Source organism: Pseudomonas sp. KH_021 (genome assembly GCF_057838865.1).
This window is the reverse complement of sequence record NZ_CM174477.1, coordinates 4995242-5007247: the sequence shown is the minus strand read 5'-3', so window position 1 is coordinate 5007247 and position 12006 is coordinate 4995242. Positions and strand designations below refer to the sequence as shown.

Genomic DNA, 12006 nt, shown 5'->3' with positions numbered 1-12006 from the left:
AATTTTTAAAACGCCGCAGGAGAGATTCGCAATGGCTCAGCAGGTGAGTGGTCGTCAACCTCGCTATAAACGCATTTTGCTCAAACTTAGCGGCGAGGCCCTGATGGGTTCCGAAGAGTTCGGGATCGATCCGAAAGTACTGGATCGCATGGCGTTGGAAGTTGGCCAGCTGGTCGGCATCGGCGTGCAGGTAGGTCTGGTCATCGGCGGCGGCAACCTGTTCCGTGGCGCTGCCTTGAGTGCAGCGGGCATGGATCGCGTTACCGGTGACCACATGGGTATGCTGGCAACCGTCATGAATGCCCTGGCCATGCGCGATGCGCTGGAGCGCTCCAACATCCCGGCGATCGTCATGTCGGCGATTTCCATGGTCGGCGTCACAGATCACTACGACCGCCGCAAAGGTGTTCGCCACCTCAATTCCGGCGATGTGGTAATTTTCGCTGCCGGTACCGGCAATCCTTTCTTTACCACCGATTCGGCCGCTTGCCTGCGCGCGATTGAAATCGACGCGGACGTGGTATTGAAAGCGACCAAGGTCGATGGTGTGTACACTGCCGACCCATTCAAGGATCCGCATGCCGAGAAGTTCGATCGCCTGACGTACGATGAAGTACTGGATCGCAAGCTGGGTGTGATGGACCTGACTGCAATTTGCCTGTGCCGCGACCACAAGATGCCGCTGCGGGTGTTTAACATGAACAAGCCAGGTGCGCTGCTGAACATCGTAGTGGGCGGCGCTGAAGGAACTCTGATCGAGGAAGGCGAAGAATGATCAACGAAATCAAGAAAGACGCTCAAGAGCGCATGAAGAAGTCGCTCGAGTCTCTGGCTCATGCATTCGGCCGCATTCGTACCGGACAGGCCCACCCGAGCATTCTTGAAGGTGTGATGGTGCCTTACTACGGCGCCGATACGCCGATCAAGCAAGTCGCTAACATCACTGTCAAGGATGCTCGCACCCTGCAAGTTGTCGCGTTCGAGCGCAACATGCTGGGCGCTGTCGACAAGGCCATCGGTAGTGCAGGCCTGAACCTGAACCCGACCAACCTGGGTGAGCTGCTGTTGATCTCCATGCCGGCCCTGACTGAAGAAACCCGCCGGGGCTTCACCAAGCAGGCCCGTGATGAAGCAGAAAACGCTCGCATCGCCGTGCGCAACATTCGTCGCGACGCCTTGAGCCAATTCAAGGACCTGGTCAAGGAAAAGGAAATCAGCGAAGACGACGAGCGTCGTGCCGCTGACGAAATCCAGAAGCTGACTGACAAGTTTGTCGCTGAGATCGAAGTTGCCGTGAAGCAAAAAGAAGCGGACCTGATGGCCGTTTAAGGGTCGGAATAGTTTATTCATGGATAAGACCAAACAGGCCGCGGCTGACGCGGTACCGCGCCATGTCGCGATCATCATGGACGGGAACAATCGCTGGGCGAAGAAGCGATTTTTGCCCGGCGTGGCTGGCCATAAGGCCGGCGTGGACGCGGTGCGCGCGGTAATCGAGGTGTGCGTGAAGTCGGGCGTTGAAGTCTTGACGCTGTTCGCCTTCTCGAGTGAAAACTGGCAGCGCCCGGCCGATGAAGTTGGTGCACTGATGGAGTTGTTTTTCTCGGCGTTGCGGCGTGAAGCCCGGCGCTTGAATGAAAATAACATCAGCTTGCGCATCATCGGCGACCGTTCGCGTTTCCATCCTGAGCTGCAGACGGCGATGCGTGAAGCAGAGGCCATGACCGCGGGTGAAGGGCGCTTCATCCTTCAGGTCGCCGCCAACTACGGTGGCCAGTGGGATATCGCCCAGGCTGCGCAGCGCCTGGCTCGCGAAGTCCAGGCGGGGCACCTGCGCCCGGAAGACATCACGCCTGACCTGCTGCAGACCTGTTTGGTCACCGGCGATCAGCCGCTGCCCGATCTTTGCATTCGCACGGGCGGAGATCATCGCATCAGCAATTTCCTGCTTTGGCAGCTGGCGTATGCAGAGCTGTATTTTTCCGACCTGTTCTGGCCGGACTTCAAACACGAGGCCATGCGCAAGGCGCTGGCCGATTTTGCTTCGCGCCAGCGTCGCTTTGGTAAAACGAGCGAGCAGGTCGAAGCTGGAGCCCGCGCTTAATGCTTAAACAACGAATCATCACTGCGCTGATTCTGCTGCCGGTTGCTCTGGGCGGGTTCTTCCTGCTTTCAGGCGCCGGCTTTTCCCTTTTTATCGGTCTGGTGGTGACCTTGGGCGCCTGGGAATGGGCGCGCCTGGCAGGCTTCGAAGCGCAACCCTTGCGCATCGCCTATGCCGCCATCGTCGCTGGCCTGCTGTTTCTGCTGTACCTGCTGCCGGAAATGGCGCCCTGGGTACTGGGTGCGTCGGTGCTCTGGTGGGCGTTGGCAACCTGGCTGGTTGCGACTTACCCGCGTACGGGAGATCTTTGGTCCAGCGTCGCCTGCAAGTTGTTGATCGGCCTGCTGGTGCTGCTACCCGCCTGGCAAGGGCTGGTGTTGATCAAGCAGTGGCCACTGGGTAACTGGCTGATCATGGCGGTCATGGTGCTGGTGTGGGGGGCGGATATTGGTGCCTACTTCTCTGGCAAGGCTTTCGGCAAGCGCAAGTTGGCCCCGGAAGTGAGCCCGGGCAAGAGTCGCGAAGGTCTCTATGGCGGCCTGCTGCTCAGTCTGGTCATTACGGCGGTCGTCGCCGTGCAGCGCGACTGGAGCGCAGGTGAATTGATCCAGGGCCTATTCGGTGCCTCCTTGGTGGTGCTGGTCTCGGTGGTGGGCGATTTGACCGAAAGCATGTTCAAGCGTCGCGCCGGCATCAAGGACAGCAGTAACCTGCTGCCGGGCCATGGTGGAGTGTTGGACCGCATTGACAGCCTGACCGCTGCCATTCCTGTTTTTGCCGTGGTGCTCTGGGCTGCCAACTGGGGCGTGCTGTGAACACTGTGCAACGGATTACCGTGCTGGGCGCCACCGGCTCCATCGGCCTGAGTACGCTGGACGTCATTGCGCGCCACCCTGATCGCTACCAGGTCTTTGCGCTGAGTGGCTATTCGCGCTTGAGCGAGCTCTTCGCGCTGTGCGTACAGCACAGGCCGGCGTACGCCGTCGTGCCGCAAGCTGGCGCTGCCCTTGAGTTACAGGCGCGGTTGAAGGCCGCGGGGCTTGCAACCGAAGTCCTGGTGGGGGAGGAGGGCTTGTGTCAGGTCGCCTCGGCCACGCAGGTTGATGTGGTCATGGCGGCGATTGTCGGTGCGGCTGGCCTGAAGCCCACCCTGGCGGCCGTTGAAGCAGGCAAGAAAGTCCTGCTGGCCAACAAGGAAGCGTTGGTCATGTCCGGCGCCTTGTTCATGGATGCCGTGCACCGCAGTGGTGCTGTGCTGCTGCCCATCGACAGCGAACACAACGCTATTTTTCAGTGCCTGCCGGGTAATTTCTCCCAAGGCCTGGGGGCTGTTGGTGTTCGTCGAATTCTGTTGACCGCCTCGGGTGGGCCGTTTCGCGAAACACCGCTCAATGAGCTGGACGCGGTCACGCCCGAGCAAGCCTGCGCGCACCCTAATTGGTCGATGGGGCGCAAGATTTCGGTCGATTCGGCCAGCATGATGAACAAAGGCCTGGAACTGATCGAGGCTTGCTGGTTGTTCGATGCGCGGCCGCAGCAGGTCGAGGTTGTCGTACACCCACAAAGCGTGATCCATTCGCTGGTCGACTACGTGGATGGTTCGGTGTTGGCGCAATTGGGTAATCCAGACATGCGTACGCCTATCGCGCATGCCTTGTCGTGGCCTGAGCGGATTGACTCCGGTGTAGCGCCACTGGACTTGTTTGCCGTGGCTCGTCTGGACTTCCAGGCGCCTGACGAGCAACGCTTCCCGTGTCTGCGTCTTGCGCGTCAGGCTGCCGAGGCGGGCAACAGTGCGCCGGCGATGCTCAACGCGGCTAACGAGGTGGCGGTGGCGGCATTTCTGGATCGGCGCATCCGTTACCCGGAGATCGCGAGTATCATCGAACAAGTGCTGGACAGCGAAGCGGTCGTGGCGGTCAATGAACTTGAAGCCGTTTTTGCCGTCGATACCCGGGCGCGTGAGCTGGCTGGGCAATGGTTGAGTCGTCACGGTCGCTGATGGGCAAGCACGCAGGCTTGGAGGGCCGAAACCTGTGAACGTCATTCGGAGAAAGCAATGAGTGCGCTTTACATGATTATCGGCACCCTGGTGGCATTGGGTGTGCTGGTTACCTTCCACGAATTCGGCCACTTCTGGGTGGCGCGGCGTTGTGGCGTCAAGGTGCTGCGCTTCTCGGTTGGCTTCGGCACGCCGCTGTTGCGCTGGCATGATCGCCAGGGGACGGAGTTCGTGGTCGCGGCCATTCCGCTGGGCGGCTACGTCAAAATGCTCGACGAGCGTGAAGGCGAAGTGCCTGCCGATCAGCTGGATCAAACGTTCAATCGCAAGTCGGTACGCCAGCGTATTGCTATCGTGGCGGCCGGCCCTATTGCCAACTTCTTGCTCGCCATCCTGTTTTTCTGGGTGCTGGCCATGCTTGGCAGCCAGCAAATACGTCCCGTCATCGGTGCCATCGAAAGCGGCAGTATCGCCGCGGTTGCCGGTTTGCACGAAGGGCAGGAAATTGTTGCCATCGATGGCGAACCGACCACCGGTTGGGCTGCGGTCAATTTGCAACTGGTCAGCCGCCTGGGTGAAAGTGGCACCCTGCAAGTGTCTGTCCGTGAGCAGGGCTCGACTGCCGAACAGACTCGCTCGCTGGTCCTGAACAATTGGCTCAAGGGTGAAGATGAGCCTGACCCGATTTCTTCACTGGGCATTCGCCCGTGGCGTCCGGCGCTGGAGCCAGTGTTGGCCGAGCTGGACCCCAAGGGGCCTGCCCAGGCAGCCGGCCTCAAGTCCGGTGACCGGTTGCTGAGCCTTGATGGCCAGCCGCTGTCCGATTGGCAGCAGGTGGTCGATTCGGTGCGCAAGCGCCCGGGCGCCCAGGTGGTCTTGCGTATAGAGCGTGATGGTGCGCAGCTCGATGTTCAGGTGGTGCTCGCCAGCCGTGGTGAAGGTAAGGCCAAGGGCGGTTATCTGGGGGCAGGCGTCAAAGCTGTCGAGTGGCCAGCAGCGATGCTGCGCGAAGTTCGCTACGGCCCTCTGGATGCCGTGGTTGAAGGGGTTCAACGGACCTGGACGATGAGCGTCCTGACCTTGGAATCACTGAAGAAAATGTTGTTCGGTGAGCTCTCGGTAAAAAACTTGAGCGGACCGATAACCATTGCTAAAGTGGCGGGCGCTTCGGCCCAGTCCGGTGTAGGGGATTTTCTGAATTTCCTTGCCTACCTGAGCATTAGCCTGGGGGTTCTTAATTTGCTGCCCATCCCTGTGCTGGATGGGGGGCATTTGCTGTTCTACCTGATTGAATGGGCGCGTGGTCGTCCGTTATCCGATCGGGTGCAAGGTTGGGGGGTCCAGATCGGTATCAGTTTGGTAGTCGGGGTCATGCTGCTTGCCCTGATAAACGATTTGGGTCGACTGTAACGCTTCGCTCAATTGCGAACCTGCCGCCCTTTGGCGGCAGTTTGTCTATTGCCAGTTGGAATAAGAAAGGACTTCATGAAACGTCTGTTGCTAACTGCGGTTCTCGCCGTAATGATGATCGCTGAAGTTCACGCCGAGTCCTTCACTATCTCCGATATCCGCATCAACGGGCTGCAACGGGTTTCGGCCGGCAGCGTGTTCGGTGCCTTGCCGCTGAACGTGGGTGACAAGGTAGACGATAGCCGTCTGGTGGACTCCACGCGCTCGCTGTTCAAGACCGGTTTCTTCCAGGATATCCAGCTGGGCCGTGAAGGTAATGTCCTGGTCATCACCGTGGTCGAGCGTCCTTCGGTTTCCAGTATCGAGATCGAGGGCAACAAGGCGATCTCCACTGAAGACCTGATGAAGGGCCTGAAACAGTCGGGCCTGGCCGAAGGTGAAATCTTCCAGCGGGCAACCCTCGAAGGCGTTCGTAACGAACTGCAGCGCCAGTATGTGGCCCAAGGCCGCTACTCCGCCTCGGTCGATGCCGAAGTCGTACCGCAACCGCGCAACCGCGTGGCCTTGAAAATCAAGATAAACGAAGGCACCGTCGCCGCCATCCAGCACATCAACGTGGTGGGTAACTCGGTATTCCCGGACGAAGACCTGATCGACCTCTTCGAGCTCAAGACCACCAACTGGCTGTCCTTCTTCAAGAACGATGACAAGTACGCCCGCGAGAAACTCGCTGGCGACTTGGAGCGTCTGCGTTCCTACTACCTCGATCGCGGCTATATCAATATGGATATCGCCTCGACCCAGGTATCGATTACCCCGGACAAGAAAAACGTCTACATCACCGTCAACGTCAACGAAGGGGAGAAGTACACCGTTCGTGACGTGAAACTGTCCGGTGACCTGAAAGTGCCGGAAGACCAGGTCAAGGCGCTGCTGCTGGTCAAGCAAGGCCAGGTGTTCTCGCGCAAGGTCATGACCACCACTTCCGAGCTGATCACCCGTCGCCTGGGTAACGAAGGCTATACCTTCGCCAACGTCAACGGCGTGCCACAGCCTCACGATGACGATCACACCGTCGATATCACCTTTGTGGTCGACCCTGGCAAGCGTGCCTACGTCAACCGCATCAACTTCCGTGGCAACACCAAGACCGAAGACGAAGTCCTGCGTCGCGAAATGCGCCAGATGGAAGGCGGTTGGGCTTCTACCTACCTGATCGACCAGTCCAAGACCCGTCTGGAGCGCCTGGGCTTCTTCAAGGAAGTCAACGTCGAGACGCCGGCTGTGCCGGGTACTGACGACCAGGTCGACGTGAACTACAGCGTAGAAGAACAGGCTTCCGGTTCCATCACCGCCAGCGTCGGTTTTGCCCAGAGCGCCGGTCTGATCCTGGGTGGCTCGATCAGCCAGAACAACTTCCTGGGTACCGGTAACAAGGTCTCCATCGGCCTGACCCGCAGCGAATACCAGAGCCGCTACAACTTCGGCTTTGTGGACCCCTACTTCACTGCAGACGGCGTAAGCCTGGGCTACAACGCCTTCTACCGGACAACCGACTACGACGAACTCGATGTCGACGTTGCCAGCTATGCCGTGGACAGCCTCGGTGCAGGCGTTAACCTGGGTTATCCGATCAGCGAGACTTCGCGCCTTACCTTTGGCCTGAGCGTGCAGCAGGACGAAATCAACACGGGTCTGTACACCGTTGACGAGATCTTTGATTTCATCAATCAGGAAGGCAACAAGTACCTCAACTTCAAGGCCTCGGCCGGTTGGTCGGAATCGACCCTGAACAAAGGCGTACTGGCGACCCGCGGTCACTCTCAAAGCCTGGTGCTGGAAACCACGACGCCGGGCAGCGACCTGTCGTTCTTCAAGCTCGACTACCGCGCCCAGCTGTTCCAGCCGATCAATGACAAGTACACCATGCGCTTCCACACCGAGCTGGGCTACGGTGATGGTTACGGTTCGACCTCGGGTCTGCCGTTCTACGAAAACTACTTTGCCGGCGGTTTCAACTCGGTACGTGGTTTCAAGGACAGCACCTTGGGTCCGCGCAGTACGCCAAGCCAGGGTATTAACCCGGGCACAGCGATCGACCCGGATCAGGATCCGCTGCCGTTCGGTGGTAACGTGCTGGTCCAGGGTGGTGCGGAAATCCTGTTCCCGCTGCCATTCGTCAAGGACCAGCGGTCCCTGCGGACCTCGTTGTTCTGGGATGTGGGTAACGTGTTCGACACCAACTGCGGCTCCAAGCCTGACTGCGAAAAAGTCGGTCTGTCCGGGCTTGCCAGTTCCGTGGGTGTGGGCGTGACCTGGATCACTGCATTGGGCCCGCTGAGCTTCAGCCTGGCGATGCCGGTCAAGAAGCCAGACGACGCCGAAACCCAAGTGTTCCAATTCTCCCTCGGTCAGACCTTCTAAGGTCTGCCCCAAGCTAACGACATCGGATTCTGTAGGAGTGGCATCGTGCGTAAGTTGACTCAACTGGCTATCCTGGCTACGGCCCTGATCGCAACCCCGGCTCTCGCCGAGATGAAAATTGCTGTTCTGAACTATCAGATGGCACTGCTCGAATCCGACGCGGCCAAGAAATACGCCGTCGATGCGGAGAAAAAATTCGGCCCGCAACTGACCAAGCTCAAGAGCCTGGAAAGCAGCGCCAAGGGCATCCAGGACCGTCTGGTCAGTGGTGGCGACAAAATGCAGCAAGGCGAGCGCGAGCGTCTGGAGCTTGAATTCAAGCAAAAGGCCCGTGATTTCCAGTTCCAGTCCAAGGAACTGAACGAAGCCAAGGCCGTTGCTGACCGCGAAATGCTCAAGCAACTCAAGCCTAAGCTGGATGGCGCTGTTGAAGAAGTCATCAAGAAAGGCGGTTTCGACCTGGTCTTCGAGCGCGGTGCCGTGATTGATGTCAAACCTCAGTACGACATCACTCGCCAAGTCATCGAGCGCATGAACCAAGCGCGTTGATCATGACCGTGACCATGAAGCTTGGCCAACTGGCTGAGTTCCTCGGGGCTACCGTACGTGGCGTTGAGGAGAAGGAAATCACTGGACTGGCCACCTTGCAGGAGGCTGGCCCTGGTCAGTTGACCTTTTTGGCCAACCCTCAGTACCGCAAATACCTGGTTGAAACCAAGGCGGCTGCGGTATTGCTCAAGGCTGCCGATGCCGAAGGGTTTGCCGGCGACGCGTTGATCGTGCCCGACCCGTATCTTGCGTATGCACGCATTTCCCATCTGTTCGACCCTAAACCCAAGGCTGCGGCCGGGGTTCATCCGACCGCTGTCGTGGCTGCGGATGCCCAGGTTGATCCGAGCGCGAGTGTCGGTGCATTTGCGGTCATCGAAAGCGGTGCGAGCATTGGTGCGAGCGTTACAATCGGCGCCCATTGCTTCATCGGGGCTCGTTGCCAGGTAGGCGAGGGCGGGTGGTTGGCTCCGCGAGTCACCCTGTACCACGATGTCCGTATCGGTAAACGGGTGGTCATCCAGTCGGGCGCAGTGCTCGGTGGCGAAGGCTTCGGCTTTGCCAACGAAAAAGGCGTCTGGCAGAAGATTGCCCAGATTGGCGGTGTCAGTATTGGTGATGATGTCGAAATCGGCGTCAACACAGCGATCGATCGCGGCGCGTTGGCGGATACTCGCATCGGTAACGGCGTGAAGCTCGACAACCAGATTCAGATTGCCCACAACGTTCAAGTGGGTGACCACACGGCGATGGCGGCCTGTGTCGGGATTTCCGGCAGCACCAAAATCGGCAAGCATTGCACCATTGCGGGCGGCGTTGGAATGGTCGGCCACATTGATGTATGTGATGGCGTTTTTGTGACCGGCATGACCATGGTGACCCGTTCAATCACTGAGCCAGGCGCTTATTCGTCGGGTACAGCGATGCAGCCAGCTGCAGAATGGCGCAAGAGCGCAGCGAGAATTCGCCAGCTCGATGATATGTCGAAACGCCTGCAGCAACTAGAAAAGCGTGTCGAAGCAGTGACCTCAAGCGGCCAGCCTTCATCAGAAAGCTGAAACCATTTCCACATCAAGTGTGCACAGCCGCTAGACTGCCTCCTTGATTTGCTTACAGGAGTGCTGCGTGTCAGTCGCGCGCTCCTTATATTGACTACAGGCTTCCCCTCGAAATGATGGACATCAACGAAATTCGCGAATACCTGCCTCACCGTTACCCGTTCCTGTTGGTGGACCGGGTAGTGGAGCTCGATGTCGAGGCTCAGCGCATTCGTGCCTATAAGAATGTCAGCATCAATGAACCGTTTTTCAACGGCCACTTTCCTGCTCACCCGATCATGCCAGGCGTTCTGATCATTGAAGCCATGGCCCAGGCGGCCGGTATCCTGGGCTTCAAGATGCTCGACGTGAAGCCCGCCGACGGTACGCTCTACTATTTCGTGGGTTCGGATAAGCTGCGCTTCCGCCAGCCAGTCCTGCCCGGCGACCAACTGATTCTTGAAGCCAAGTTCATTAGCTGCAAGCGCCAGATCTGGAAGTTCGATTGCCAGGCTTCGGTCGATGGCAAACCGGTATGCTCCGCTGAAATCATCTGTGCGGAACGCAAACTATGAGTTTGATTGACCCTCGCGCAATCATCGACCCGACGGCCATCCTGGCCCCGGGTGTCGAAGTCGGCCCTTGGTCGATCGTCGGCGCTGGTGTGGAAATCGGCGAGGGGACCGTGATTGGGCCGCACGTGGTGCTCAAGGGGTCAACCCGCATCGGCAAGCACAATCGCATCTACCAGTTTTCCTCGGTGGGTGAAGACACGCCGGACCTCAAGTACAAGGGTGAAGAAACACGCCTGGTGATCGGTGACCACAACATCATCCGTGAAGGCGTGACCATCCACCGCGGTACGGTTCAGGATCGATCGGAAACAACCCTGGGTGATCACAACCTGATCATGGCCTATGCCCACATTGGCCATGACAGCGTTATCGGCAATCATTGCATCCTGGTCAACAACACGGCGTTGGCTGGCCATGTGCATGTCGATGACTGGGCAATCCTGTCCGGTTTCACGCTGGTGCATCAGTTCTGCCACATCGGCGCCCACAGTTTTTCCGGCATGGGTACCGCCATTGGCAAGGACGTACCGGCTTTTGTCACTGTCTTTGGCAACCCGGCCCAAGCGCGCAGCATGAACTTCGAAGGCATGCGCCGTCGTGGTTTCAGCGAAGACGCAATCCATGCACTACGACGCGCCTACAAGGTGGTGTACCGCCAGGGGTTGACCGTGGAGCAGGCCATCGTCGAGCTGGCCGAGCCTGCCAGTCTGTTTCCTGAAGTAGACGTGTTCCTCACGTCGATCAAGACTTCTACCCGTGGCATTACCCGCTGATCATGGGCGCACTACGTGTAGCGCTGGTGGCGGGTGAGGCCAGCGGTGACATCCTTGGCGCGGGTTTGATGCGTGCGCTCAAGGAACGTCACCCTGACGTGCAGTTCATCGGCGTGGGTGGACCGCTGATGCAGGCCCAGGGCCTGACCTCTTATTTCCCGATGGAACGCTTGGCCGTCATGGGGCTGGTTGAGGTATTGGGTCGCCTGCGCGAGCTGCTCAAGCGCCGGAAACAGTTGATCCAGACGCTGATCGATCAGAAGCCTGATGTTTTCATCGGTATCGACGCGCCTGATTTCACCCTGAATATCGAACTCAAACTGCGTCAGGCCGGTATCAAGACGGTGCACTATGTCAGCCCGTCCGTATGGGCGTGGCGCCAGAAGCGCGTGCTGAAGATTCGCGAAGGTTGCGACCTGATGCTCACGCTGTTTCCGTTTGAAGCGCGTTTCTATGAGGAACAAGGCGTGCCGGTGCGTTTCGTCGGCCATCCGCTGGCAGACACTATCCCGCTGGACGCTGATCGCGCTGCTGCCCGCGCTGAACTCGGTTTACCCGAAGGCCCGGTGGTGGCGTTGATGCCAGGCAGCCGCGGGGGCGAAGTCGGGCGCCTGGGCGCCTTGTTCCTGGACGCGGCACAGCAACTGCGTGAGCGCCTGCCACAGGTGCGGTTCGTGGTGCCTTGCGCCAACCCGGAGCGCCGCTTGCAACTTGAGCAAATGCTGCAAGGTCGCGACCTGCCGCTGACATTGCTCGACGGTCAGTCGCATTTGGCCCTGGCAGCCTGTGATGCCGTGTTGATCGCTTCAGGCACCGCAACCCTGGAGGCGCTGCTGTACAAGCGTCCCATGGTGGTTGCTTATCGGTTGGCGCCCGTCAGTTACTGGATTCTCAAGCGTATGGTCAAAAGCCCGTACGTCTCCTTGCCGAACCTGTTGGCCCAGCGCCTGTTGGTGCCGGAACTGCTGCAGGAGGCGGCAACGCCCGATGCCCTGGCTCGTACCGTGGTGCCGCTGATCGGTGCAGGCACCGAGCAGACCGACAGCTTCGATCAGATCCACCGAACGCTTCGGCGCGACGCCTCTAATCAGGCTGCCGACGCCGTTCTGAACTTGTTGGGTAAGCAATAAAT

Annotated in this window: 12 protein-coding genes; all 12 read left to right on the top strand. The window is 59.0% G+C overall.

All coding sequences use genetic code 11. The features are described from left to right. Positions 1-31: 31 nt before the first annotated feature. The 12 genes from pyrH (at position 32) to lpxB (ending at position 12004) form a co-directional block, all read left to right on the top strand. The gene (gene pyrH / locus AC3IX4_RS23120; protein ID WP_099773716.1) at positions 32-775 is read left to right on the top strand and encodes a UMP kinase; all 744 of its coding nucleotides are present in this window, start codon (positions 32-34) and stop codon (positions 773-775) included. After that, positions 772-1329, top strand: coding sequence for a ribosome recycling factor (frr, locus tag AC3IX4_RS23115; protein ID WP_489257677.1), 558 nt, complete (start codon positions 772-774; stop codon positions 1327-1329). Before pyrH ends, frr begins: the two co-directional genes overlap by 4 nt. 19 nt (positions 1330-1348) lie before the next feature. Further along, complete coding sequence (gene uppS / locus AC3IX4_RS23110; protein ID WP_489257676.1) at positions 1349-2104, top strand: polyprenyl diphosphate synthase; 756 nt, start codon at positions 1349-1351, stop codon at positions 2102-2104. Continuing rightward, positions 2104-2919, top strand: a complete 816-nt coding sequence (locus AC3IX4_RS23105; protein ID WP_489257675.1) for a phosphatidate cytidylyltransferase — start codon at positions 2104-2106, stop codon at positions 2917-2919. Before uppS ends, AC3IX4_RS23105 begins: the two co-directional genes overlap by 1 nt. Then, positions 2916-4106 (top strand): 1-deoxy-D-xylulose-5-phosphate reductoisomerase, encoded by a 1191-nt coding sequence (ispC, locus tag AC3IX4_RS23100; protein ID WP_489257674.1) that lies wholly within the window; start codon positions 2916-2918, stop codon positions 4104-4106. Before AC3IX4_RS23105 ends, ispC begins: the two co-directional genes overlap by 4 nt. Positions 4107-4163: 57 nt before the next feature. Further along, positions 4164-5516 carry a sigma E protease regulator RseP gene (rseP, locus tag AC3IX4_RS23095; protein WP_489257673.1) on the top strand — a complete coding sequence of 451 codons (1353 nt, stop codon included), beginning with the start codon at positions 4164-4166 and terminating at the stop codon, positions 5514-5516. A 75-nt stretch (positions 5517-5591) separates the two neighbouring features. Next, positions 5592-7940 (top strand): outer membrane protein assembly factor BamA, encoded by a 2349-nt coding sequence (gene bamA / locus AC3IX4_RS23090; RefSeq protein ID WP_489257672.1) that lies wholly within the window; start codon positions 5592-5594, stop codon positions 7938-7940. A 45-nt stretch (positions 7941-7985) separates the two neighbouring features. Further along, positions 7986-8489: an OmpH/Skp family outer membrane protein gene (locus AC3IX4_RS23085; RefSeq protein ID WP_489257671.1), complete on the top strand. Its 504-nt coding sequence runs from the start codon at positions 7986-7988 to the stop codon at positions 8487-8489. A gap of 2 nt (positions 8490-8491) precedes the next feature. Beyond that, positions 8492-9547 carry a UDP-3-O-(3-hydroxymyristoyl)glucosamine N-acyltransferase gene (lpxD, locus tag AC3IX4_RS23080; protein WP_489257670.1) on the top strand — a complete coding sequence of 352 codons (1056 nt, stop codon included), beginning with the start codon at positions 8492-8494 and terminating at the stop codon, positions 9545-9547. A gap of 113 nt (positions 9548-9660) precedes the next feature. Then, positions 9661-10101 carry a 3-hydroxyacyl-ACP dehydratase FabZ gene (fabZ, locus tag AC3IX4_RS23075; RefSeq protein ID WP_166568883.1) on the top strand — a complete coding sequence of 147 codons (441 nt, stop codon included), beginning with the start codon at positions 9661-9663 and terminating at the stop codon, positions 10099-10101. Further along, a complete protein-coding gene (lpxA, locus tag AC3IX4_RS23070) occupies positions 10098-10874 on the top strand; it encodes an acyl-ACP--UDP-N-acetylglucosamine O-acyltransferase (protein ID WP_489257669.1) in 777 nt (258 codons plus the stop codon). The genes fabZ and lpxA overlap by 4 nt, the downstream gene beginning before the upstream one ends. Beyond that, entirely contained in the window at positions 10874-12004 is a 1131-nt protein-coding gene (lpxB, locus tag AC3IX4_RS23065) for a lipid-A-disaccharide synthase (protein WP_489261343.1), read from the top strand. The genes lpxA and lpxB overlap by 1 nt, the downstream gene beginning before the upstream one ends. The last annotated feature ends 2 nt before the right edge of the window (positions 12005-12006 follow it).

What these genes read in the sequence shown, in the direction of transcription:
- pyrH (WP_099773716.1), top strand. Translation starts at nt 32, where the DNA reads ATGGCTCAGCAGGTGAGTGGTCGTCAACCTCGCTATAAACGCATTTTG.
- frr (WP_489257677.1), top strand. Translation starts at nt 772, where the DNA reads ATGATCAACGAAATCAAGAAAGACGCTCAAGAGCGCATGAAGAAGTCG.
- uppS (WP_489257676.1), top strand. Translation starts at nt 1,349, where the DNA reads ATGGATAAGACCAAACAGGCCGCGGCTGACGCGGTACCGCGCCATGTC.
- AC3IX4_RS23105 (WP_489257675.1), top strand. Translation starts at nt 2,104, where the DNA reads ATGCTTAAACAACGAATCATCACTGCGCTGATTCTGCTGCCGGTTGCT.
- rseP (WP_489257673.1), top strand. Translation starts at nt 4,164, where the DNA reads ATGAGTGCGCTTTACATGATTATCGGCACCCTGGTGGCATTGGGTGTG.
- bamA (WP_489257672.1), top strand. Translation starts at nt 5,592, where the DNA reads ATGAAACGTCTGTTGCTAACTGCGGTTCTCGCCGTAATGATGATCGCT.
- lpxD (WP_489257670.1), top strand. Translation starts at nt 8,492, where the DNA reads ATGACCGTGACCATGAAGCTTGGCCAACTGGCTGAGTTCCTCGGGGCT.
- fabZ (WP_166568883.1), top strand. Translation starts at nt 9,661, where the DNA reads ATGATGGACATCAACGAAATTCGCGAATACCTGCCTCACCGTTACCCG.
- lpxA (WP_489257669.1), top strand. Translation starts at nt 10,098, where the DNA reads ATGAGTTTGATTGACCCTCGCGCAATCATCGACCCGACGGCCATCCTG.